The sequence below is a fragment of the Halorientalis regularis genome, from assembly GCF_023698535.1.
Classification (GTDB): domain Archaea; phylum Halobacteriota; class Halobacteria; order Halobacteriales; family Haloarculaceae; genus Halorientalis; species Halorientalis regularis.
Genome location: NZ_JALJCL010000004.1, coordinates 250106 through 271827 on the forward strand (window position 1 = coordinate 250106; position 21722 = coordinate 271827).

At 66.6% G+C, this 21722-nt stretch carries 25 protein-coding genes; 22 read left to right on the plus strand and 3 right to left on the minus strand.

Annotated features, from left to right (window positions below; all coding sequences use genetic code 11):
• The first annotated feature begins 55 nt into the window (after window positions 1-55).
• From MU521_RS07075 to MU521_RS07160, 18 genes are all read left to right on the plus strand, one after another.
• The gene (locus tag MU521_RS07075; protein WP_092689142.1) at window positions 56-352 is read left to right on the plus strand and encodes a ribonuclease P protein component 1; all 297 of its coding nucleotides are present in this window, start codon (window positions 56-58) and stop codon (window positions 350-352) included.
• Complete coding sequence (locus MU521_RS07080) at window positions 343-684, plus strand: 30S ribosomal protein S17 (RefSeq protein WP_092689145.1); 342 nt, start codon at window positions 343-345, stop codon at window positions 682-684. Before MU521_RS07075 ends, MU521_RS07080 begins: the two co-directional genes overlap by 10 nt.
• A complete protein-coding gene (locus MU521_RS07085) occupies window positions 684-1082 on the plus strand; it encodes a 50S ribosomal protein L14 (protein ID WP_092656840.1) in 399 nt (132 codons plus the stop codon). Before MU521_RS07080 ends, MU521_RS07085 begins: the two co-directional genes overlap by 1 nt.
• Entirely contained in the window at window positions 1079-1441 is a 363-nt protein-coding gene (gene rplX, locus MU521_RS07090; protein ID WP_092689148.1) for a 50S ribosomal protein L24, read from the plus strand. The genes MU521_RS07085 and rplX overlap by 4 nt, the downstream gene beginning before the upstream one ends.
• Window positions 1438-2193, plus strand: a complete 756-nt coding sequence (locus MU521_RS07095) for a 30S ribosomal protein S4e (protein WP_092689151.1) — start codon at window positions 1438-1440, stop codon at window positions 2191-2193. The genes rplX and MU521_RS07095 overlap by 4 nt, the downstream gene beginning before the upstream one ends.
• Entirely contained in the window at window positions 2190-2723 is a 534-nt protein-coding gene (locus MU521_RS07100) for a 50S ribosomal protein L5 (protein WP_092689154.1), read from the plus strand. Before MU521_RS07095 ends, MU521_RS07100 begins: the two co-directional genes overlap by 4 nt.
• A complete protein-coding gene (locus MU521_RS07105; RefSeq protein WP_092656832.1) occupies window positions 2720-2935 on the plus strand; it encodes a 30S ribosomal protein S14 in 216 nt (71 codons plus the stop codon). The genes MU521_RS07100 and MU521_RS07105 overlap by 4 nt, the downstream gene beginning before the upstream one ends.
• Window positions 2932-3324, plus strand: a complete 393-nt coding sequence (locus MU521_RS07110; protein WP_092656830.1) for a 30S ribosomal protein S8 — start codon at window positions 2932-2934, stop codon at window positions 3322-3324. Before MU521_RS07105 ends, MU521_RS07110 begins: the two co-directional genes overlap by 4 nt.
• A gap of 2 nt (window positions 3325-3326) precedes the next feature.
• Window positions 3327-3863: a 50S ribosomal protein L6 gene (locus MU521_RS07115; protein WP_092689157.1), complete on the plus strand. Its 537-nt coding sequence runs from the start codon at window positions 3327-3329 to the stop codon at window positions 3861-3863.
• Window positions 3863-4945, plus strand: coding sequence for a 50S ribosomal protein L32e (locus MU521_RS07120; protein ID WP_092689159.1), 1083 nt, complete (start codon window positions 3863-3865; stop codon window positions 4943-4945). The genes MU521_RS07115 and MU521_RS07120 overlap by 1 nt, the downstream gene beginning before the upstream one ends.
• On the plus strand, window positions 4942-5391 hold the full coding sequence (locus MU521_RS07125) for a 50S ribosomal protein L19e (protein ID WP_092689162.1): 450 nt from the start codon (window positions 4942-4944) through the stop codon (window positions 5389-5391). The genes MU521_RS07120 and MU521_RS07125 overlap by 4 nt, the downstream gene beginning before the upstream one ends.
• A 2-nt stretch (window positions 5392-5393) precedes the next feature.
• The gene (locus MU521_RS07130) at window positions 5394-5951 is read left to right on the plus strand and encodes a 50S ribosomal protein L18 (protein ID WP_092689165.1); all 558 of its coding nucleotides are present in this window, start codon (window positions 5394-5396) and stop codon (window positions 5949-5951) included.
• Complete coding sequence (locus MU521_RS07135) at window positions 5948-6580, plus strand: 30S ribosomal protein S5 (RefSeq protein WP_077207063.1); 633 nt, start codon at window positions 5948-5950, stop codon at window positions 6578-6580. The genes MU521_RS07130 and MU521_RS07135 overlap by 4 nt, the downstream gene beginning before the upstream one ends.
• A complete protein-coding gene (gene rpmD / locus MU521_RS07140) occupies window positions 6580-7044 on the plus strand; it encodes a 50S ribosomal protein L30 (protein ID WP_092689168.1) in 465 nt (154 codons plus the stop codon). The genes MU521_RS07135 and rpmD overlap by 1 nt, the downstream gene beginning before the upstream one ends.
• Before the next feature lie 2 nt (window positions 7045-7046).
• Window positions 7047-7556: an uL15m family ribosomal protein gene (locus MU521_RS07145; protein WP_092689171.1), complete on the plus strand. Its 510-nt coding sequence runs from the start codon at window positions 7047-7049 to the stop codon at window positions 7554-7556.
• Between the two features lies 1 nt (window position 7557).
• On the plus strand, window positions 7558-9033 hold the full coding sequence (secY, locus tag MU521_RS07150; protein ID WP_092689174.1) for a preprotein translocase subunit SecY: 1476 nt from the start codon (window positions 7558-7560) through the stop codon (window positions 9031-9033).
• 117 nt (window positions 9034-9150) lie between these two features.
• Window positions 9151-10299, plus strand: a complete 1149-nt coding sequence (locus tag MU521_RS07155; RefSeq protein WP_092689177.1) for a sulfatase-like hydrolase/transferase — start codon at window positions 9151-9153, stop codon at window positions 10297-10299.
• Window positions 10300-10394: 95 nt separating this feature from the next.
• Window positions 10395-11456: a glycosyltransferase family 2 protein gene (locus tag MU521_RS07160; protein WP_092689180.1), complete on the plus strand. Its 1062-nt coding sequence runs from the start codon at window positions 10395-10397 to the stop codon at window positions 11454-11456.
• Here the strand turns inward: MU521_RS07160 and MU521_RS07165 are convergent.
• Both MU521_RS07165 and MU521_RS07170 read right to left on the minus strand, forming a co-directional pair.
• Entirely contained in the window at window positions 11453-13702 is a 2250-nt protein-coding gene (locus MU521_RS07165) for an amino acid permease (protein ID WP_092689183.1), read from the minus strand. The two genes, MU521_RS07160 and MU521_RS07165, sit on opposite strands and share 4 nt — an antisense overlap.
• A gap of 1 nt (window position 13703) precedes the next feature.
• Window positions 13704-14165: a universal stress protein gene (locus tag MU521_RS07170; RefSeq protein ID WP_092689185.1), complete on the minus strand. Its 462-nt coding sequence runs from the start codon at window positions 14163-14165 to the stop codon at window positions 13704-13706.
• A 197-nt stretch (window positions 14166-14362) separates the two neighbouring features.
• On the opposite strand from MU521_RS07170, the gene trkA reads away from it, so the two are divergent.
• The 4 genes from trkA (at window position 14363) to MU521_RS07190 (ending at window position 21258) form a co-directional block, all read left to right on the plus strand.
• Window positions 14363-15694: a Trk system potassium transporter TrkA gene (gene trkA, locus MU521_RS07175; RefSeq protein ID WP_092689188.1), complete on the plus strand. Its 1332-nt coding sequence runs from the start codon at window positions 14363-14365 to the stop codon at window positions 15692-15694.
• Window positions 15691-17184 carry a TrkH family potassium uptake protein gene (locus MU521_RS07180; protein ID WP_092689192.1) on the plus strand — a complete coding sequence of 498 codons (1494 nt, stop codon included), beginning with the start codon at window positions 15691-15693 and terminating at the stop codon, window positions 17182-17184. Before trkA ends, MU521_RS07180 begins: the two co-directional genes overlap by 4 nt.
• 69 nt (window positions 17185-17253) lie before the next feature.
• A complete protein-coding gene (locus tag MU521_RS07185; RefSeq protein ID WP_245681145.1) occupies window positions 17254-18813 on the plus strand; it encodes a TrkH family potassium uptake protein in 1560 nt (519 codons plus the stop codon).
• A gap of 90 nt (window positions 18814-18903) precedes the next feature.
• The gene (locus MU521_RS07190) at window positions 18904-21258 is read left to right on the plus strand and encodes an amino acid permease (protein WP_092689196.1); all 2355 of its coding nucleotides are present in this window, start codon (window positions 18904-18906) and stop codon (window positions 21256-21258) included.
• Here MU521_RS07190 and MU521_RS07195 read toward each other — a convergent pair whose 3' ends face one another.
• Window positions 21259-21627 (minus strand): DUF7975 family protein, encoded by a 369-nt coding sequence (locus MU521_RS07195; RefSeq protein WP_092689198.1) that lies wholly within the window; start codon window positions 21625-21627, stop codon window positions 21259-21261.
• Window positions 21628-21722 lie beyond the last annotated feature (95 nt).

Here is a 21722-nt window from a genome sequence, read left to right on the forward strand (position 1 = left end):
AGCCCGAGCGGCGTCAGCCGCGAGGCAGAAGGCGATCTGGACGAGGAATAGACTGATGCCACTGACACCCGCGACACTCACGCGACACGAACTCATCGGCCGCCCGGTTCGGGTGGTCGCCGCGTCCAACCCCCACCTGGTCGGCATCGCCGGCGAGGTCGTGATGGAGACGACGCGGACGCTCTCCGTGGAGGGGAGCAATGGTGAGCAGCGGGTGTGGCAGGTGCCCAAGGCCGACGCGACGTTCGAGTTCGATCTTCCTGGCGGTGAAACGGTCACCGTCGAGGGCGAACAGCTGGTCGCGCGGCCTGCGCGGCGCACGGAACGAACAGGTGATTCGAAATGGCGCTAGGACTTAACGTAGAACGGCCGGAGGAGGCCTGCTCCGACGAGAACTGCCCGTTCCACGGCACACTCAGTGTGCGTGGGCAGACGCTCGAAGGGGAGGTCGCCTCCACGGACATGGACAAGACCGTGATCGTCGAACGCGAGTACGACGTGAAGGTGCCCAAGTACGACCGATTCATGAAGCGTCGGTCGCGCGTCCCGGCTCACGCACCCCCGTGCGTGGACCTGGAGGTGGGCGACACGGTCCGTATCGCAGAGACACGACCGCTCTCGAAGACGAAAAGCCACGTCGTCGTGGAACGCGTGGCGACCGCCGCCGCTGGAGGTGACGTCTGATGGAGGCACTCGGTGCCGACGTCACCCAGGGCCTCGAGAAGGGCTCGCTGATCACGTGTGCCGACAACACGGGCGCACGCCAGCTGAAGGTGGTGAGCATCTCGGGCTACTCCGGGACGATCAACCGCCACCCGAAGGCGGGCCTCGGTGACAAGATCACCGTCTCGGTCACCAAGGGGACGCCGGAGATGCGTCGCCAGGTGCTCGAAGCGGTGATCGTCCGCCAGCGCAAGCCGATCCGGCGGCCGGACGGCACGCGCGTGAAGTTCGAGGACAACGCGGCGGTCATCATCGACGAGAACGAGGAACCCCGCGGGACCGAGATCAAGGGTCCCATCGCTCGCGAGGTCGCCGAACGGTTCGGCTCCATCGCGAGCACAGCGACGATGATAGTATGACACAACAACCACACAAACAGCGAACCCAGACCGAGCGCGCGCCGCTGCACGAGCGCCACTCGCAGGTGCGGTCGACGCTGGCCGACGACCTCCGCGAGGAGTACGGCCAGCGTAACGTCCGCGTCAACGAGGGCGACACGGTCGAGGTCCTGCGTGGCGACTACGCCGGCGAGGAAGCCGAAGTCGTCGCCGTGGACCTGACCGATCAGGTCGTTCACGTCGAGGACGTGACGCTGGAGAAGGCAGACGGGGAGGAAGTCCCCCGTCCGCTGGACGCGTCGAATCTCCGCGTGACGGCGCTGAACCTCGACGACGACCGGCGGCAGGCGCGACTCGAATCGGAGGCGGATAGCGCATGACGAAACATCAGAAACGACTCTCCGTTCCCAAGAGTTGGCCGGTCGAGCGCAAGACCGAGACGTTCACCGTGAAGGCCGACGCCGGTCCGCACGGCGAGGCAGGGGTCCCCCTGCTGATCGTCCTGCGGGACGTGCTCGAGTACGCCGATTCCCGGAAGGAAGCCCGCTACGCCCTCAACCAGGACAACGTCCTGATCAACGGCAAGGCGGTCTCCGACGAGGAACGGCCCGTCGGGATGTTCGACATCCTGGCGTTCACCGAGCGCGAGGAGTACTATCGGGTCTTCCCCGGCGAGGGCGGACGGCTCGCCCTGACGCCCATCGACGAGGAGTCGGCGGGCTCGAAGCTGGGCAAGATCGTCAACAAGCAGCACGTTCCCGGTGGGGACGTACAGCTGACCCTCCACGACGGCCAGACGCTGACCGTCGACGAGGACAGCGAGTACGGTGGCAACGACTCCATCGTCGTCGCGAACGACGACGACGAGATCGTCGCCCACTTCCCCTACCAGGAAGGCGAACTCGTCACGGCGGTCGCCGGTGCACACGCCGGTGACATCGGTCGAATCGAGGAGATCCAGATCACGCCGGGCAGTTCCGAGAACAACGTCATCGTCGAACAGGACGACGATGACGGGTTCGAGACCGTCGAGGAGTACGTCGTCGTGATCGACGAGAACTTCACGGGAGGGGATTCATCCCCGGAACCCGCGAGCGGCGACAGCCGCGAGCAGGAGGGTGATGACGAATGAGCTCCGAAAGCGAGTCCGGCGGCGACTTCCACGAGATGCGCGAACCGCGCATCGAAAAGGTCGTCGTCCACATGGGCGTCGGGCAGGGCGGTCGCGAACTCGCCAACGCCGAGGACATCCTCGCCGAGATTACGGACCAGCAGCCGGTCCGGACCACGGCCACGGAGACCGTCGGCGAGTTCAACATCCGCCAGGGCGACCCCATCGGCGCGAAGGTCACCCTTCGCGGCGAGGAGGCCGACGAGTTCCTCCAGACGGCGATCCCCCTGGTCGACGTCTCGAAGTCCCAGTTCGACGACACGGGCAACTTCAGCTTCGGCGTCGAGGAACACACGGACTTCCCGAGCCAGGAGTACGACCCGAACATCGGGATCTACGGGCTGGACGTCACGGTCAACATGGTGCGCCCCGGGTACCGGGTCGCCAAGCGTGACAAGGCCTCGCGGTCGATCCCGTCGAACCATCGACTCAATCCCGACGACGCAGTCGCGTACGTCGAGGCGGCCTACGACGTGGAGGTCAACGAATGAGCGAAAGTGAAACGGAAGCCGACGCCGAGGGCGAGGAGACCGAGGAGGTCCGTGACCCCACCGGCGAACAGACGGCGAAACGAACGGAGCAACTCCGCTCTTGCCAGCGGTGTGGTCGCGAGCAGGGACTGGTCGGCAAGTACGACATCTACCTCTGTCGCCAGTGCTTCCGCGAGATCGCACGCGGCATGGGCTTCAAGAAATACTCATGACAGGCAACGATCCGCTGTCCAGCGCCCTCTCGGGGCTGAACAACGCCGAGAGCGTCGGACATCTGGAGCAGACGGTATCGCCCGCCTCGAACGAGATCGGCAGCGTGCTCGAGGTCTTCTACGACCGCGGGTACATCGACGGGTTCAGCTTCGTCGACGACGGCAAAGCCGGCGAGTTCGAGGTCGAACTGAAGGGTGCGATCAACGAGTGCGGCCCAGTCAAGCCCCGCTACAGCGCGGGCGCCGACGAGTTCGAGAAGTGGGAGAAGCGGTTCCTCCCCGCTCGGGACTACGGGACACTCGTCGTGACCACCAGTCACGGGATCATGAGCCACTACGAGGCCCGCGAGCAGGGCATCGGTGGCCAGGTGATCGCGTACGTCTACTAACAATGCCACGCACAGAACTCGAAATTCCGGACGAAGTAAGCGCCGAGATGGACCATCTCGACATCACGGTTGAGGGTCCCAACGGCAGTGTGACGCGCCGGCTCTGGTATCCCGACGTGGACGTCTCCGTCGACGAGGGGACCGTCGTGATCCAGAGCGACGAGGACGACGCCAAGACGAACTCGACGGTCGGTACCTTCGAGAGTCACGTCAAGAACATGTTCCACGGCGTGACGAACGGCTGGGAGTACGAGATGGAAGTCTTCTACTCTCACTTCCCGATGAAGGTGCGCGTCGAGGACGGTGAAGTCGTCATCGAGAACTTCCTCGGCGAGAAAGCGCCCCGGCGGACGACGATCCACGGGGACACCGAGGTCAGCGTCGACGGCGAGGAACTGACCCTGTCGGGCTCGGACATCGAGGCCGTGGGCCAGACCGCCGCCGACATCGAACAGCTCACCCGTGTCAAGGACAAGGACATCCGGGTGTTCCAGGACGGCGTCTACATCACCGCGAAGCCGAACCGAGGTGAGGCCTGATGACAGAAGACGAAGACAAGAGCAGAGAAGGACGTGGTGAAGACGCCCACAACGACGAACTCGACGAAGAGGTCGCCGCCGAAGACGACGCCGAGCAGGTCGACGAGCAGGACCTCGCCGGCGACGCCGCCGAGCGCGAGCAGGCCGGCGACGACGAACTGACCGACATCGCGGGTGTCGACCCCCAGACCGCCGCGACCCTACGCGGGGCTGGCTACGAGACGACCGACGATCTCGCCGAGGCGGCGCAGGACGACCTCTCGGACGTCGAGGGGATCGGCAACGCACTGGCGGCCCGGATCAAGGCCGAAGTCGGCGACGTGGAAGTCGACGACAGCGAGGCCGAGGTCGAGGAGACGGCCGACGAGGCCGACGAAGACGAGGCCGCGGAGACCTACGACGACCTGACCGACATCAGCGGCGTCGGCGACTCGAAGGCGGCCGCGCTGGAAGGCGCGGGCTACCGGACGGTCGAGGACGTCGCCGGCGCGAGTCAGGACGAACTCGCCGAGGTCGACGGCATCGGGAACGCGCTGGCGGCCCGCATCAAGGCCGACGTTGGCGGGCTCGAAGTCAGCGAGGAGACCGAGGCGGACGTCGAAGACGAGTCGCCCGAACCCGAGGAGACCGAGGAGACCGAGACGGAACTGCAGGCCCGTGGCCTGACCGAGAAGACGCCGGACCTCAGCGAGAACGAGGAACGGCTGCTGAACCAGCGGGACCGCGAAGGCAAACCGCAGTTCAACCGGCAGGACTACCACAAGAAAAAGCGGGTGCCAACCTCGTGGCGTCGCCCGCGCGGCCAGCTCTCGAAGCAGCGCCGCGGCATCAAGGGCAAAGGCGACACCGTCAAGGCCGGGTTCCGCACCCCGAAAGCGGTTCGGGGCAAGCACCCGAGCGGCTTCGAGGAGGTTCGTGTCCACAACGTGGACGACCTCGAAGGCGTCGACGGCGACCGCGAGGCGGTCCGGATCGCCTCCAAGGTCGGCGCGCGCAAGCGCGAACGCATCGAAGAGGAAGCCGAGGACCGCGGCGTGCGCGTCCTCAATCCCACCTACGTCGAAGTGGAGGTCGACAAATGACGGATCTGAGCGCACAGAAGCGGCTCGCGTCGGACATCCTGGACGTCGGAAAGAACAAAGTCTGGTTCGACCCCGACGAGCAGGGCGAGATTGCCGACGCGATCACCCGCGAGGACGTTCGAGAACTGATCGAGCAGGGCGTGATCCAGTCCGAGGACGCCAAGGGGAACTCGCGCGGCCGGGCCCGCGAACGCGCGACGAAGCGCGCCTACGGGCACCAGAAGAACGCCGGCTCCCGGAAGGGCAAATCCGGCGGCCGCCAGGATCCCAAGGAGGACTGGGAGAGCCGCATCCGCGCACAGCGGAATCGGCTCCGCGAGATGCGAGACGACGGTGACCTGTCGAGTTCGGAGTACCGCGACCTCTACGACAAGGCCGGCGGTGGCGAGTTCGACAGTGTCGCCGACATGGAACGATTCATCGACAATCAGTACGGAGGCGAATGACAATGGCAACAGGACCACGATACAAAGTGCCGATGCGGCGTCGCCGCGAGGCACGAACGGATTACCACCAGAGGTTGCGCCTGCTGAAATCCGGGAAACCCCGGCTGGTCGCTCGCAAGAGCAACCAGCACACTACGGCGCAGCTGATCGTCACTGCCCCGCAGGGCGACGAGACGGTCGCGAGCGCACACTCCAGCGACCTCGCGGAGTTCGGCTGGGAGGCTCCCACCGGGAACCTGCCCGCCGCCTATCTCACGGGGCTTTTGGCTGGCAGGCGCGCGCTGGCGAACGGATTCGAGGAGGCCGTGCTCGACATCGGCCTCAACACCGCCACGCCGGGCAGTAAGGTGTTCGCAGTACAGGAAGGTGCAATCGACGCCGGGCTCGAGATCCCCCACAACGACAGCGTGCTCGCCGACTGGGAGCGCACCAGCGGCGAACACATCGCCGAGTACGCCGAACAGCTCGACGAACCGCTGTATTCGGGCGAGTTCGACGCCACGGAGCTGCCGTCGCACTTCAGCGACGTGCGAGAGACACTGATGGAGGCTGAACTATGAGCAACGGATGGGAACCGCGCACGCGGCTCGGTCGGAAGGTACAGGAGGGCGAGATCGACTCGATGAAGGAGGCCCTCAACTCCGGCCTGCCGCTGAAGGAACCGGAGGTCGTCGACCAGCTGGTCCCCGACCTCGAAGACGAAGTGCTGGACATCAACATGGTCCAGCGGATGACCGACTCCGGCCGCCGGGTGAAGTTCCGGTGTGTCGTCGTCGTGGGCAACCGCGACGGCCTCGTCGGCTACGCCGAGGGGCGTGACGACCAGGTCGGCGGTGCGATCCAGAAGGCCATCGACATCGGGAAGCTGAACCTGATCGACGTGTCCCGTGGCTGTGGGTCCTGGGAGTGTGGCTGTGGGCGACCCCACACCGTCGCGCTCCGGACGACCGGAAAAGCGGGCAGCGTCGAGGTCGAACTCCAGCCCGCGCCGCGCGGACTGGGACTGGCGGGCGGAGAGACCGTTCGGCACGTCCTCGAACTCGCCGGCATCGAAGACATCTGGACCCGCTCGTCGGGGAACACGCGGACCACGGTCAACTTCGCGAAGGCGACGTTCAACGCCCTGCAGAACACGGCCGAGGCCCGGGTCCCCCAGCGGACCATGGAGAAACGAGAGGTGATCGAGTGATGCAGGCACTCGTCCAGCTCCGCGGTGACGTGAACATGGCCGAGGACGTGAGCGATACGCTGGAGATGCTGAACGTCCACGACGTGAACCACTGCACGCTGGTTCCCGAGACCGACGCCTACCGTGGGATGATCCACAAGGTCAACGATTACGTCGCCTACGGCGAACCCAGCCAGCAGACCGTCGAGACGCTCCTGCAGACTCGCGGCGAGCCCCTGGAGGGCGACGCCGACATCGACGACGAGTGGGTCGACGACAACACCGACTACGACTCAGTCGAGGGCCTGGCCTTCGCACTGGTCGCCGAGGAGACGACCCTGCGCGAGCAGGGGCTGGCACCAGTGCTCCGTCTGCACCCGCCGCGGGGCGGTCACGACGGGCTGAAGGGGCCGGCCGCGACGGGCGGACAACTCGGCAAACACAGTACCGAGGAGATCGACGATCTCCTCACAGCGATGCGATAACCATGACGAGCAAAAAGAAACGACAGCGCGGCTCACGCACACACGGTGGCGGCAGTCACAAGAACCGCCGTGGCGCGGGCCACCGCGGTGGCCGTGGCCGCGCCGGTCGCGACAAACACGAGTTCCACAACTACGAACCGCTCGGCAAAGAAGGGTTCACGCGCCCCCAGAAGCTTCAGGAAGATATCGCGGAGATCGACGTCCGCGAACTCGACGAGGACGCCGCTTTGCTGGCGGCCGACGGCGTCGCCGAGCAAGAGGGTGACGGCTACCGGATCGACGTCCGAGACGTCGTCGAGGACGGCCACGAGGTCGACGCGGTGAAGGTCCTCGGTGGCGGCCAGGTTCGCAACGAGCTGACCCTCGTCGCGGACGACTTCTCGGATTCGGCCCGGGAACTGCTCGAATCGGCCGGTGGCAGCGCCGAACTCACCGAACGCGGCGAGCAACGACAGGCCGAGCGCGAAGACGAATCCGATACTGATACAAGCGAGGAAGAAGGGTCCGCGTAGTATGGGCTGGAAAGAAACCGCCGAACCGGTACTCACCCGCATGCCCTCGGTCTCGCGACCGGAGGGCCACGTTCCGTTCAAGCGGAAGCTGGCCTGGACAGCCGGCGTGCTGGTGTTGTACTTCTTCCTGACGAACGTCTACCTGTACGGACTGGGCACAGCAGGCGGCGACATCTTCGGGCGCTTCCGCTCGATCCTCGCCGGCGGGCAGGGGACGATCCTCCAGTTGGGGATCGGCCCCATCGTCACCGCGTCCATCGTCCTGCAGTTGCTCGGCGGTGCCGATCTGCTGGGGCTCGACACCCAGAACAACCCCCGTGACCAGGTGCTGTACCAGGGCCTCCAGAAGCTGCTGGTGGTCGTGATGTGCATCCTGACGGGGCTACCGATGGTCTTTGCCGGTGGGTTCCTGCCGCCGAGTCCGGCGGTCGCACAGGGCCTCGGCATCGGCCTGATGGGCGTCAAAATGCTGCTGTTCGCCCAGATCTTCGCCGGCGGGATCCTCATCCTCTACATGGACGAGGTCATCTCGAAGTGGGGCGTCGGCTCCGGTGTCGGACTCTTTATCGTCGCCGGGGTCAGCCAGCGTCTCATCGGCGGTTTCTTCGCGCTCCCTGGAATCGGCTCGGAACAGGTCGGCTTCTTCCCGTCCTGGATCCTGATCGCGATCGGCGAGCAACCGATCGGGTCACTGTTCGGCGCGGGCCTCCAGCAGGTGCTGATGAGTCCGCAGTTCGGCCTGATCCGACTGGTGACGACCATCTTCATCTTCGTGGTGGTCGTCTACGCGGAGTCGGTGCGGGTCGAGATCCCGCTGTCGAACGCGCGGGTCAAAGGCGCGCGTGGTCGCTTCCCGGTGAAGTTGATCTACGCGAGCGTCCTGCCGATGATTCTCGTGCGTGCGCTGCAGGCGAACCTCCAGTTCCTGGGGCGGATCCTGAACGCACAGCTTGGGTCGGGGATGCCAGCCTGGCTCGGTGTCTACTCCGACGGCCAAGCGACCAGCGGGTTCTTCTACTACATCTCACCGATCCAGTCGCCCGCGGACTGGATTCCCCAGCTCGCCGGGAGTGCGGCCTCGGCCGAACTCTGGCAGATCGCGCTTCGGGTCTCCGTCGACCTGACGTTCATGGTCGTCGGTGGCGCGATCTTCGCGGTGTTCTGGGTCGAGACGACCGACATGGGTCCCGAAGCGACGGCCCAGCAGATCCACGGCTCCGGGATGCAGATTCCCGGCTTCCGACAGAACCCCGGCGTCATCGAGAAGGTCCTGGAGCGGTACATCCCTCAGGTTACCGTCATCGGTGGGGCCCTGGTCGGTCTGCTGGCCGTGATGGCCAACATGCTCGGCACCATCGGGGGTGTCGGCGGAACCGGGCTGCTGCTGACGGTCTCCATCACGTACAAGCTGTACGAGGAGATCGCCGAGGAGCAGCTCATGGAGATGCACCCGATGATGCGCCAGATGTTCGGCTAACGCCGGGCTGGCGACACGCGGTCGACATTCTTTCCGGCTCCGTTCGGACAGCGACGGCCACGTCGGGGCCGCGAGGCGGAAGACATAATATTCGCGTCCCGCGTTCTCCGGCAACGAATGCGTGACGTCGTACTGCTGACCGCCGACTCGGTTCGCCGGGATTTCGTGGACGCCATGCCTTTCGTCGCGGACCACGAGGTGCTGACTGGCGTGACCGCGGGCCACTACACGCGGCCGAGTCTGGCGGCGTTGCAGTCCTCGCGGTTGCGGGCGTCGGTTCAGTCCCGCGTCGTCGGCCCCACCATCGCCGAGGCGTTCAGCGAGGCGGGCTACACCACCATCGGGCTGGTGCCGACGGCACAGGCCGATCCGGCCTTCGGGTTCGACAACGGCTTCGACCACTACGACAACTACATGTCCGGGTCGGGCAACGCCGCGTCGAACCGGCGGAGCAGTCTCCGGGAGTATCTCGGGTCGTTCGACATCGTCCGGCAGGTGTACCGCCGGGTCTACCCGATGGAGGCTAACATGGACGATCTGCCAGAGGACGAGGCCGTGATCGACGAGGCCATCGAACGCTTCGACGACGCCGACGGGCCCCGTTTCCTGTGGGTTCACCAGATGGAGAGTCACCGGCCGTACGGCACCGGTGACGACGCGATTCCCCCGAAGATCGACCGGAAGGCCGAAGCCTCGGGCGGTCGCCACTGGTTCGGGTCTTCGGAGGTGACCGACGCGGAACGCGAGGTCATCACCTCGGCCTACCGCGACGCGCTGGGCCGGGTCGACGACCGGATCGAGCGCGTCCTCACCGAAATCGACAGTGCGGACCCCATTTTCGCGTTCGCGGCCGACCACGGCGACGAGTTTGGTGAGGAGGGGTACTACTATCATCAGGGGTACCGCCGCCGGGTGCCCGAGACGGTGATCCGGGTGCCGGTCGTCCTCGACGGGATCGAGACGCGGGGTGACCGCCTGAGCCTGCTCGACGTGGGGCCGACGCTGGCGGCGGGTGCGGGGATCGACGCACCCGACGCCTGGCAGGGGACGGATCTGACCGAGACGACGACCGAGGAGGCCGTGACGGTCGCGCCCTGGCACGAGAAAGCGACCGTCGCCTGGCAGGACTTCCAACGGAAACTGGTCGCCCGAGACGCCGACGTGTCGATGACCGAGGGCGACGAGGAGGTGGCGGTCGACCGGACGGAGGTGTCCGACGAGGTGGAACGCCAACTGCAGGATCTGGGGTACGCCGACGCCGGGTAGGCCGAGCGGTGGTGCCGGACACGGCCCCGTGAACCTGTGTGGGGGCCGAGACACAACGCATTTAACGATTCTCGCGAAAGCGGAGTCCAACACGCATGTTGGCGACCCGGCCGCCCTTCCAGGCCACCGGCCTCGACAGCCCGACGCTGACGGCGGTGCTGGTGGTCGTTGCCCTCCTGATCTTCTACTGGGGATTTAGACGCTACCGGACGAGTTTCTCGAAGACGGAGTTCGGCGTGGCGACGGCCATCGCGGTCGGGACGCTGGTGATCGCGCTCGTCCCGGATCTGTTCAACGCACTCGGGAACGTCCTCCAGATCGAGCGCCGGCCGCTCGTCATCGCGCTGGTGGCCACCGTGCTGCTGACGGCACTCGTGCTGTACGTCATCGGCCGGCTCCGCGAACAGCAACTCACGATCGCTGAACTCACCCGGAGTCTCACAGTTGATCAGGCCGACCTCGGCGAGGACGACGAGCGGACGGTCTACATCGTCATCCCGGCGTACAACGAGGCCGACAGCGTCCAGCCGGTCGTCGCGTCCTTGCCCGAGACGGTCCGGAGGTACGAGGTCGTGCCGCTGGTGGTCTCGGACGGGTCCTCGGACGCGACGGCGCGCCGGGCCGCCGAGACCGACGCCGTGGTCGTCGAACACCCGATCAATCAGGGGCAGGGCGGCGCGCTGAAGACGGGCTTCGAGATCGCCACGGAGAACGGCGCGGACGTGGTGGTGACCATCGACGCCGACGGGCAACACCCCATCGACCAGCTCGACAACCTGATCGGCCCCATCGTCGACGACGAGGCCGACTACGTTGTCGGGTCGCGGTACATCGGGACCGACCGGTCGGGCAACGGTCCCGTCCGGCAGGCCGGTATCCGGTCGTTCACGTGGCTCATCAACCTGCTGACGGACATGGGAATCAGCGACTGTACGAACGGGTTCCGTGCGATCCGGGGGTCACGGCTGGCGGAGTTGACGCTGACCGAGGAGCAGTTCAGTGCGCCCGAACTCCTGATCGAGGCGCGCAAGAACGGGCTCCGGATCCAGGAGATTCCGGTCACCATCGCCGAGCGGGAACACGGCGAGAGCAAGAAGCCCAAAGTCAAGTACGCCCTCGGGCTGATGCGGACGATCCTGGTGACCTGGATCCGCTAGCCGAACAGGCGTTCCAGCAGCGAACGGTCGCGGGACTTCTCGGCCAACAGTACCGAGCACTCCACGTCGTCGACGATGTCGAGGACGAGCGAGCCCCTGACGAGTCGTTCGAGCAGGCCTTCTTCGGTCGCGCCGATGATGACGAGCGAGGCGTCCGCAGCGGCGGTCTCGATGGCTGCCTCCGCGTCGCCGGTCTCGATCCGCAAGGCGGCGTCGCCGAGACCGTGTTCGTTCGCCCACTCGTCGAGGAACGCACGACCCTCACTCTCGTCGTCGGCGACGTGGAGCAGGGTCACGTCGGCGTCGAACTCGGCCTGGAGCATCTTCGCGACGGCGGCACTCAACTCGGAGTCGGGGCCGCCGGCGGTGGGGACGAGGAGTCCCGATGGGTCCAGCCCCCGGTCTTTGAGGACGAGGAAGTCACAGGGCAGGTCGTGGGCCAGTTCGTCGATGGCGGACTCGGCCCGGCCCGGCGAGCCGTGGGCGTCGGGCCCCCAGCCCATCACCACGAGATCGGCGTCGTGTGACTCGGCGGCGGTGAAGATCTCTTCGAACGAGCGGTGTGAGATGATAGTCTGTGTCTCGACGGGTACGCCGAAGGTCTCGGCGTCGGCCTCGGCGGCCGCGAGCAGGTCGGCCGACTGACTGTCGAGTTCGTCGACGTGTTCGGCCCCGTAGGCCAGCGAGGTCTGGTCGGGGACGGTGACGATGTGGGTCGCGAGGACGCTCCCGCCGCGCTGTTTGGCGATGGCGCTGGCGAGCGTGATGAGTTCGGTCTCGTGTTCGGGGTTGGCCAGCGGGACCATCACCGTGTACCGGCCCCCGTCGGGCTGGACGCTCTCGGCGGCCGTGACTGCGGAGTCGGGCATCGCCTCGGCGCGCTCCTGGATGTACTGGCCGAGGATGCCCTGTTTGTCGGCCCGCGAGCGGGCGTAGACGAAGTACCACACGATGGCAGCGGCGACGAGGCCGAAGCCGAGCGTGCGGATGGTCGGTTCGATGAAGTAGATCAGCGCGAAGGAGGTGATCGCGCCGAGGATCGGCGTGAACGGGTACAGTGGGACCGTGTAGTCGGGCTCGTAGTCGGCCGGATCGGCGGTCCGCATCACGAGCAGGGCGATATTGAGCAGGCCGTAGATCACGAGGTGGAGGAAACTGGCCGTACTCGACAGCGAGACGATGGCGTCGTCGCCGACGACGCTCGACCCGACGATGAAGACGACGATCAGCGCGCCCGTGACCGCGATGGAGCGGTACGGCGTCGCAAAACGGTCGTGGATGTCGTTCAGCGCGGGCGTGATGAGTCGATCACGGCCCATCGCGAAGTTGATGCGCGATGACGCGAGGATGCTCGCGTTCGCGGAGGAGGCCGTCGCGAGCAGGCCGCCAAAGAGCATGGCGACGGCACCGAGCGGGCCGAGCAATTCTCTGGCCGCCGAGACGACGACGATGTTCCCGAGGGCCTGCTCTTCGGCGATGAAGCCCTGCGGTACTGCGGCGCTCATCGCGATCAACACGAGGGCGTAGATCGCCGTCACGAGGACGACGCTCCCGATCACCGCCCGCGGGAGGTTCCGCCCGGGGTCTTTGATCTCCTCGGCGACGCTCGTGATCTGGACGAAGCCGAGATAGGAGACGAAGATGATCCCGGTCGTCACCATCATGGGTCCGTAGCCCTTCGCTTCCGGAAGTTTCGCCGGGTCGGCCCGGAGCGCGCCCGCGATGGTGAAGACGGTGAGGATGGCGATCAAGATCACGACGATGACGTTCTGGAGCCGGCCGGTCTCTTTCGCGCCGACGTAGTTGACCGTGACGAAGAACACGCCGCCGACGACGGCGAGCAGGGTCACAGGGTCGAGCGCCACGGGGCCGAGGGTCACGGTCGTCTCGAGGCCGGCGATGGCTGCGATGTACTCGCCGAACCCGACCATGTAGAACGCGGACGCGAAGGCCAGCCCCAGCCAGTTGGCCCAGCCGGCGATGGAGCCGAAGAGGGGGCCCAGCGCGTGGTTGACGTAGTAGTACGCGCCGCCGGACTTGGGCATGGCCGTCCCGAGTTCGCTGGCCGATAAGGCTGTGAGCAGGGCGATCCCCCCGCCGACGAGGAAGGCGACGACGGCCAGCGAGCCGGACGTCTGGATCGCGTCGCCCGGCAGGACGAAGATGCCGGCACCGATCATCGTCCCGACCCCGATGGTCAGGGCGGCAAGTGGCCCGAGGTCCTTCGCGAGTTCCTGATCCGACATCTCAGCTCGTCTCGCCTCCGCCTGTCGGGTCTTCGGCTGTGGCATCGCCCTGTTGGTCGGGGAGGACCACGACCGGGCGGTCGGTGCCGGTGATCAGGTCCAGCGCCACGTCGCCGGTCAGCAACCGGACCCAACGGCTCCCGCCCCGGGGCGTGAAGACGATGCTCGTGGCGGCCACGTCGTCGGCCACCTCGAAGATCGTCTCGGCCACGTCGGTGCCGTAGGTGATCTCGGTCTCGACGGTCGTGTGATCGTCGAGTTCCGCGTGGATCGCCTCGAAGATGTGTGCGGCCTCCTCCTCGCGCTGTTCGACCGACGTCTTGTCGACCGCGCCGCCGGCCTTCTCGACCACGTGGACGGCGACGACGCTGTCGCCGACACGGGGCTGGAGCGCGCGTGCGCTGGCCGTCGCGTCGTCCGGGCTCGCGACCGGGAGGAGGACGCGCTCGAAGAGGTCACCCATCGTCTTCGGAGTCTCCGCTTTCTACTGGTCGGTCCGATCCTCCGATCCCAGAGCCGACTCGTCGTTCCATGGGCGTGGTTGGGGGTGGACCGGTCTTAAGTTCTCGTACCTTCGGCCGGGGACGGGCCCACGGAAGGGAAATTCACTTGGGTAGCCCGTCGGTAGGGCCGTGCAATGATTGGTGCTGGTGATCGGCCGTGCGTGTGATAATCGTCGGCGCGGGGCAGGTCGGATCGAGCATCGCGGCCAGTCTCGCGGCCGAACACGACGTGGTGGTCATCGACACCGATTCCGCACGCGTGGACGAACTCACCTACTCCCACGACGTCCTCCCGATAGAGGGCGACGGGACCGACCTGGAGACGCTCGAAGAGGCCGGCATCGCCGACGCGGACATGCTCATCGCCAGCACCGACAGCGACGAGACGAACATCGTCGTCTGTGGCGTCTCGGCCATCGTGGGCGATCCCTTCACCATCGCCCGCGTGAAACGGCCACAGTACCTCCGGGCCTGGGAACAGCGCCGCGGGGCCTTCGACGTGGACTTCATGGTCTGTACCGACCTGCTGGCGGCGAAATCCATCGTCGGCGTGATCGGGCTCCCGACCGCGCAGGACGTGGACATGTTCGCCGACGGGCTGGTCCAGATGACCGAGTTCGAGGTCCCGGCCGACAGCCCGGTGGCCGGCCAGACGGTCGCGGAGGCCGACCGGTTCGACTCGCTGACCTTCGCCGCCATCATCCGCGGTGAGGACGTCCTCGTCCCGACGGGTGAGACGGTCATCGAGGCCGAAGACGACGTGATCGCAATCGGGAGTCCCGAGAGTATGCGGGCGTTCAGCACCGCAGTCGCACCGCAGGAAGACGAGGCGAGCGACGTGGTGATCGTCGGCGGCGGCGAGATCGGCTTCCAGGTCGCGCGACTGCTCGAAGAGGGCGGGTACAAGCCACGCCTGTTCGAGCGCGACGAGGACCGCGCCCGCTGGCTGGCAGAGAACCTCCCGAACACGACGGTCCTCAACGGCGACGCGACCGATCAGGAACTGCTCGAACGCGAGAGCGTCGGCGACGCGGACGTGCTGGTCTCGGCGCTGGACAACGACCAGAAGAACCTCCTCTCGACGCTCATCGCGAAACGGATGGGGACGGGTCGGACGGTCGCGATCGTCAACACCGGCGACTTCACGGAACTGTTCGAGGCCGTCGGCGTCGACGTGGCGGTCAGTCCCCGCGAGGCGACTGCCGAGGAGATCACCCGCTTCACCCGCGCCCGGCGCGCCGAGAACGTCGCCATCATCGAGGGTGATTGCGCCGAGGTCATCGAACTGGAGGTCGACGGCGACAGCGCGCTCCTGGACCGCCCGATCCGGGAGTCGATGGCCGATCTCCCCGATGGCGTCGTCGTCGGGGCGATCACGCGTGGCAATTCGCTCATCAAGCCACGCGGTGACACGGCGATCGAACGCGGCGACCACGTCGTCGTGTTCACCGACACCGACGTGCTCTCGGAAGTCACCGAGAAACTGTGAGCCCCGTTGCGGTCGACTGGCGGACGAGCGCGACTCTCGTCGGCACAGTATTGAAAGCGCTGACGGTGCCGCTGGCCGGAACTGCCGCCGTCGCCGCGTGGTACGGGGAGGCGACGATGCCATTTCTCGTCCCGCTCGGTCTGACACTGGTCGCCGGCCTCGCGCTCGAACGCTTCGACCGGCGGGACCTCGGACTCAGGGAGTCGTACCTGATGGTCGCGCTGACGTGGCTCGCCATCGCGTTCGTCGGCGCGATCCCGTTCGTCCTCGCCGGACAGGGCGTACTGGCCGATCCGATCAACGCGATGTTCGAGTCGATGAGCGGCGTCACGACCACCGGCGCGACGGTCATCGATTCCTTCGACGCACACGGGAAGTCGATCCACCTCTGGCGGGCCCTGCTCCAGTGGATGGGTGGGCTGGGGATCCTCGTGCTGGCCGTGGCTGTCCTCTCACAGATCTCGGTCGGTGGCGCACAACTCATGGAGACCGAGACCCAGACCCAGGATCTCACCAAGCTCACCCCACGGATCGAGGAGACCGCGCGACTCCTGGGGATGCTCTACGTCGGTCTGACGGCGCTGATGGTCCTGTCGTGGCTCGCTCTACGCGTGGCGGGGCTGGCCCCGAACGTGACGCTGTATCAGGCGGTGGCCCACGCCTTCACCGCGGTCTCGACGGCGGGATTCTCCCCGGAACCTGCGAGTCTCGGCTACTTCTCGCCGGCGGTCCAGTGGGTGACGATCCTGTTCATGTTCGCCGGCGCGACGAACTTCGTTCTCATGTACTTCCTGCTCGAGGGCGATCCGAGTCGGCTCAGAGGGAGCGACGAGTTCCGATTCTACCTGGGCATCGTCCTCGGCGCGGCCGGGCTGACCGCCGCGTTTCTGGCCGTCGACGGGCAGTTCCAGCGGGTCGAGCCGCTGGTTCGACACGCCCTGTTTCAGGTCGTCTCCATCGTCACGACGACGGGGTACGCCACGGTCGATTTCGACCTGTGGTCGGCGGGCGCGAAACACGTCCTGTTCCTGGCGATGTTCACCGGCGGGATGGCCGGGAGCACGACCTGCTCGATCAAGACGCTCCGGTGGCTGGTCGTCGTCAAGTCCCTCCGGCGGGACCTGTTCACGGAGATCCATCCCGAAGCGATCAGGCCCGTCAGACTCAGCGGGCAGGCCGTCGACGAGGAGACGATCAAGGACATCTACGGCTACGTCCTGCTGAGTCTGGTCATCTTCGCCCTGCTGACGGTCCTGGTCGTCATCGACGCGACCCGCGTGGCAGGTGGCGTCGGCGAGTTCGAGGCGATGGCCGCGGCGGCCTCGACGTTCCTCAACATCGGGCCGGCGTTCGGGGCGGCCGGCCCCTACGGGAGTTATCTCCACTTCCCGGACACGACGAAACTGGCGATGATCGCCCTGATGTGGGTCGGTCGCATCGAGATCATCCCCGTACTCGTGATCCTGACGCCGGCGTACTGGCGGTCCTGACCGAGGCCGGCTACCGGACGGCCGCGCCGAGCCGATGGATTCATGTCGAACTGCCGAGTGACGGCAGACGTGTCTCGCGTCACGTCACGCGTCCCGGGGACGCCCTTCGAGTGGCGTGCGAGTTGCAGCCTTCTCGGGACCGTGGTCAAGTACTTCTCGCTGACGATGCTGTTGCCCCTGCTCGTCGCGGTCGTCTACGGCGAGGACGTGTGGGTGTTCGCGGTCTCGCTGGTGATCGGCGTCACCGCGGGACTGGCGCTGGAACGCCTGGAGACCGATCCGGACCTGGGGCCGCGGGAAGCACTCCTGCTCGTCTCGCTGTCGTGGCTGGCGGCGGCCGTCGTCGCGGCGGTCCCCTTCTTCCTCGCCGGCCAGGGAACCGCGTCGACGCTCGCGAATCCGGTCAACGCGCTGTTCGAGGCGACCAGCGGGGTGACGACGACCGGGGCCACCGTGCTGGGCCAGATCGGGCTCGAACGCCACTCCCACGCCGTCATGCTGTGGCGACAGCTCATCCAGTGGCTCGGCGGGATGGGAATCATCGTGTTGATGATCGCGATCCTCCCCGAGGTCGCGGTCAACGGCGCGCAACTCATGCAGAACGAAGCGCCCGGTCCCGAACTGCAGAAGCTCACGCCCCGGATCGCCGAGACTGCCCGGGCGCTGTGGCTCATCTACGTCGGCTTTACGCTCCTGTTGATGGCTCTGCTCTACGGGCTCCATCTGGTGGGATACGCGCCGGAGATGGACCTGTACAACGCCATCGCCCATGGGTTCTCGACGCTGCCGACCGGCGGGTTCTCGCCACAGGCCGACAGTATCGCCTACTTCAGCGCGGCTGTCCAGTGGGTGATCATCCCGTTCATGATCGTCGCGGGGGTCAACTTCGCGCTGTTCTGGCACGTCCTCAAGGGTGAGTTCGACGCGATGCTGGACAATCCCGAGTTCCGGACCTACGCGGGTGCCATCGCGGTGATCACCGCCTTTCTCGCGTTCGTCCTCTATCGCGGGGCGGCTCCGGCACTGGGTGACCTCGGCGGGACGACCGAGGGCGTCGCCGAGAGCGCACTCCGCCAGGCGGCGTTCCAGATCGCCTCACTCCTGAACTCCACGGGGTACGCGTCCTCGAACTTCGCTCAGTGGGACGCTCACGCCAAGATGATCCTGCTGTTCGCGATGTTCATCGGCGGGTCGGCGGGGTCGACCGGCGGCGGGATCAAGGTCGTCCGCTGGCTGGTGACGATCAAGGCCGTCAAGCGGGAGCTGTACACGACGGCCCGGCCCGATGTGGTCCAGCCGGTCAAGCTCGGGGGGTCCATCGTCGACGAGGACGCTGTCCGAGGCATCCTCGTCTTTACCATGCTGTACTTCGTATTGCTGGGCGCCTCGGCCGTGTTCCTCAGTCTCGATTCGGCGCGGATCGGCTTCGACATCTCGACGCTGGAGGCGTTCAGCGCCGCGCTGGCGACCATCGGGAACATCGGTCCCGGTTTCGGTGCGGTCGGGCCGTTCGGGAGCTACCTGGAGTTCTCGCCGGTCTCGAAGCTCTGGATGACGCTGCTGATGTGGTTCGGTCGGCTGGAGATCGTCCCCGTCCTCGCGCTGTTCGTCATCACCGTGGAAGACTGATTTCGCGCTCCCGGTCTGGGTAACACGGCCGGTTTCGTCCTCGTCCATCGAACGACATTTTTACAATCCAGTCGGGCAGACCGGTGGGCAATGGTAGAGCACACCCGGACGCTCGGGTTCAAAATCGCCTTCGCGATCGGCCTCGGGACGATGATCGCGGCGGGCATCTTCTCGCTGTCGGGGACCGCCGTGGCCGCGATCGGCAGTAGTGCGGTCATCGCGTTCGTCATCGCCGCTATCGTCGCCGGTATCACCGCCGCCTCCTACTCGGAGTTCGCCTCGATCTACGCCGAGAACGGCGGCGGCTACCTCTTCTCCTCGCGCACGTTCGAACACGACAAGCTGGTGTACGCCATCGGTGCCATGCTGTTTCTGGGCTACACCGGCACGACTGCGTTCTACCTCGCGACGATGGACGAGTGGTTCTTCGAGTTCATCATCCCCGAGGCGTGGCACTTCCTGCCCCACGGGACGACGGGCGTGCTGGCGGCGCTCCTGCTCGGCACGCTCAACGCCCGCGGGACCGAGGAGAGCGGGACCTTCCAGTTGCTGGTGACCGGCGCGAAGGTGGCCGTCCTGCTGGCGTTCATCGGGGGCGCGTTCAGCTACGCCGGGCCGACCGCGGCCGTCGGAGAGTTCACCGCCGAGTTCGGCGGCGGTCCGGTCGACATCGTCACCATCGCCGCGCTCGCGTTCATCACCTTCTTCGGGTTCTCGGCTATCGCCGCCAGCGCCGGAGAGATCATCGAACCCCGGAAGACGGTGCCCCGGGCCATCGCGGCCAGCATGATCACGGTCACGGTGCTGTACGCGCTGGTGATCATCGCGATGGTCAACTCGCCGATTCCAGCGAGCGTCATCGCTCGACAGGGCGAGACGGCGATGGGCAGCGTCGCGGCGGCCTTCCTCGGTCCCATCGGTCAGAGCCTGATCGTCGCGGGGGCGATCTTCAGCATGGTCAGCGCCTCGAACGCGTCGATCCTCGCGGCCAGCGGGATCGGGTCGCTGATGGGTCGGCAGGGGCAGGCTCCGCGCCCGTTCTCGCGCATCCACCCCAAATTCAGCACGCCGTTCTGGAGCGTGATGGCGGCGACGGGCACCATCGTCGCCTTGATCGTCGTCTTCATCGGACTCTTTCCCCACGACGGGGGACCGATCCCGCTCTCCCTGGATCTGCCGGCGGCCGTGCCGCTCCTCGGTGGGACGGACCTGCTCAATCTCGGCTTGGAGCCGCTGACCGGGTTCGCGACGCTGAACCTGCTCGTCCCCCTCTCCATCGTCAACGTCGCGCTGATCTACTCGCGGCGGCGGTTCCCGGACGTGGAACGGGGCTTCCGCGTGCCCGGCGTCCCCGTGGTGCCGATCCTGGGCATCCTCGCCAACCTCGCTTTGATCACGAACCTCCCGCCGAAAGGCGTCGTCTGGGGCGTCCTGCTGATCGTCGCGACGCTGGTCGCGTACCTCCTCTGGGGTGGCGCGCCCGACGTGGAGGAACTGTTCCAGGAGGTCGTCGAGCCGGAACCGCCCTCGGAGACCGCGGCGGTCGAGAACGGAGACCGCTACCGGGTGCTGGTGTCGGTCGCCCGGCCTGAACGCGCGCCGACCTACGCGAAACTGGCGGCGCTGGTCGGGAACACGCGGGGCGAGGACCCCATCGTCCACGTCCTCAACGTCACCGAGATCCCCGAGCAGACGCCGTACGAGGCGGTTTCCGACGCCGCGGAGGGGCGTGCCCGCCGCATCGAGGAGCTGTTGGACGACGCCGAGATCGACGCCGAGTACACCGTCGAGGGCCACATCTGTCAGGACGTGGGCTTCGACATCGTCCAGACCGCACGGGACGAACAGGCCGACCAGATCCTGATGGGGTATCCGGAGGAACACACGCAGATCGCCGAACACGTCGAGTACAAGGCTCCCTGTGGCGTCCTGTTCGTGAGCGGATTCACCGACCCGACGGACGTGGAGATCGTCAACATCGGGGCGGGTGGCGGCCCACACCACACGGCCGTCCTCCCGCTGATCGAGCGACTGGGCGAGAACGGAGCCGACATCAACGTGATCAACGTCGACCCCGAGGGTGCCGGTCGGGCCGAGACGCCCGAGACGACGCTGGCCGCGCTCTCGGGCGCGCCGGAAGTGCGAGTGCAGAACATCTCGGCGGCGACCGTCGCCGAGGGACTCGTCGCCACCGCCAAGGACAACGGCGGCATCCTCGTCATCGGGGCGACCCGAACCCGTCGGCTCCGCCGGTGGGTGTTCGGCAGTACGCCGGACCGCGTCATCAGCCTCGCCGACGGGGCGGGCGTCCCGGTGATCGTCTACGCGGGTCCCCGCGGCGTGCAGGGTCCGCTCGAAGACTACGTCTACCCCATCTATCGGTATTTCACGGGCAGTCGACGCGGCCGGAGCAACGCCGGATCGTCAGCCGAAGCCGAACAGTAGTCAGTCCTCGATCCGGAGGTCGTACTCGTCGGCCCGTTCGAACACGTCGAGGAAGAGCCGATCCAGGAAGTCCGCGGCGTGTTTCGGGTCCGCGATGGCCGAGACGTGGACCTCGCCGTCGGGCGCTTTTCTGGTCGTCGGCTGGGCGATCTTGAACACCGGGAAGTCGTCGAGGAGCGTGTCGAGTCGGTCGCGTTCGGCGTCGTCGACCTGGACGACGATCTCGCGGTCGCAGTACTCGACGTAGGGTGGGTCGTCGGCGGTGACGGCGACGAGGACTGGCGACTGGCTTCCGGCCCGACGGTGGGCCGTGATCGCCTCGGCGATCCGGGTCCGGCGCTCGATGGCGCGCTCGCCGTCGGCTGTCATGCCCGGACCGAGGGGCGCCAGCGGTAAAAACGACCGTGCTCGTCGCCGGCCGACGGAGAACGTCAGGTACAAATCCCGGGCTGGAGAAGCCGGTC

Excerpts from the sequence above, each read along its gene's own strand:
- MU521_RS07075 (WP_092689142.1), top strand. The coding sequence starts at position 56 with ATGCCACTGACACCCGCGACACTCACGCGACACGAACTCATCGGCCGC.
- MU521_RS07080 (WP_092689145.1), top strand. The coding sequence starts at position 343 with ATGGCGCTAGGACTTAACGTAGAACGGCCGGAGGAGGCCTGCTCCGAC.
- MU521_RS07085 (WP_092656840.1), top strand. The coding sequence starts at position 684 with ATGGAGGCACTCGGTGCCGACGTCACCCAGGGCCTCGAGAAGGGCTCG.
- rplX (WP_092689148.1), top strand. The coding sequence starts at position 1,079 with ATGACACAACAACCACACAAACAGCGAACCCAGACCGAGCGCGCGCCG.
- MU521_RS07095 (WP_092689151.1), top strand. The coding sequence starts at position 1,438 with ATGACGAAACATCAGAAACGACTCTCCGTTCCCAAGAGTTGGCCGGTC.
- MU521_RS07100 (WP_092689154.1), top strand. The coding sequence starts at position 2,190 with ATGAGCTCCGAAAGCGAGTCCGGCGGCGACTTCCACGAGATGCGCGAA.
- MU521_RS07105 (WP_092656832.1), top strand. The coding sequence starts at position 2,720 with ATGAGCGAAAGTGAAACGGAAGCCGACGCCGAGGGCGAGGAGACCGAG.
- MU521_RS07110 (WP_092656830.1), top strand. The coding sequence starts at position 2,932 with ATGACAGGCAACGATCCGCTGTCCAGCGCCCTCTCGGGGCTGAACAAC.
- MU521_RS07115 (WP_092689157.1), top strand. The coding sequence starts at position 3,327 with ATGCCACGCACAGAACTCGAAATTCCGGACGAAGTAAGCGCCGAGATG.
- MU521_RS07120 (WP_092689159.1), top strand. The coding sequence starts at position 3,863 with ATGACAGAAGACGAAGACAAGAGCAGAGAAGGACGTGGTGAAGACGCC.
- MU521_RS07125 (WP_092689162.1), top strand. The coding sequence starts at position 4,942 with ATGACGGATCTGAGCGCACAGAAGCGGCTCGCGTCGGACATCCTGGAC.
- MU521_RS07130 (WP_092689165.1), top strand. The coding sequence starts at position 5,394 with ATGGCAACAGGACCACGATACAAAGTGCCGATGCGGCGTCGCCGCGAG.
- MU521_RS07135 (WP_077207063.1), top strand. The coding sequence starts at position 5,948 with ATGAGCAACGGATGGGAACCGCGCACGCGGCTCGGTCGGAAGGTACAG.
- rpmD (WP_092689168.1), top strand. The coding sequence starts at position 6,580 with ATGCAGGCACTCGTCCAGCTCCGCGGTGACGTGAACATGGCCGAGGAC.
- MU521_RS07145 (WP_092689171.1), top strand. The coding sequence starts at position 7,047 with ATGACGAGCAAAAAGAAACGACAGCGCGGCTCACGCACACACGGTGGC.
- secY (WP_092689174.1), top strand. The coding sequence starts at position 7,558 with ATGGGCTGGAAAGAAACCGCCGAACCGGTACTCACCCGCATGCCCTCG.
- MU521_RS07155 (WP_092689177.1), top strand. The coding sequence starts at position 9,151 with ATGCGTGACGTCGTACTGCTGACCGCCGACTCGGTTCGCCGGGATTTC.
- MU521_RS07160 (WP_092689180.1), top strand. The coding sequence starts at position 10,395 with ATGTTGGCGACCCGGCCGCCCTTCCAGGCCACCGGCCTCGACAGCCCG.
- MU521_RS07165 (WP_092689183.1), bottom strand. The coding sequence starts at position 13,702 with ATGTCGGATCAGGAACTCGCGAAGGACCTCGGGCCACTTGCCGCCCTG.
- MU521_RS07170 (WP_092689185.1), bottom strand. The coding sequence starts at position 14,165 with ATGGGTGACCTCTTCGAGCGCGTCCTCCTCCCGGTCGCGAGCCCGGAC.
- MU521_RS07190 (WP_092689196.1), top strand. The coding sequence starts at position 18,904 with ATGGTAGAGCACACCCGGACGCTCGGGTTCAAAATCGCCTTCGCGATC.
- MU521_RS07195 (WP_092689198.1), bottom strand. The coding sequence starts at position 21,627 with ATGACAGCCGACGGCGAGCGCGCCATCGAGCGCCGGACCCGGATCGCC.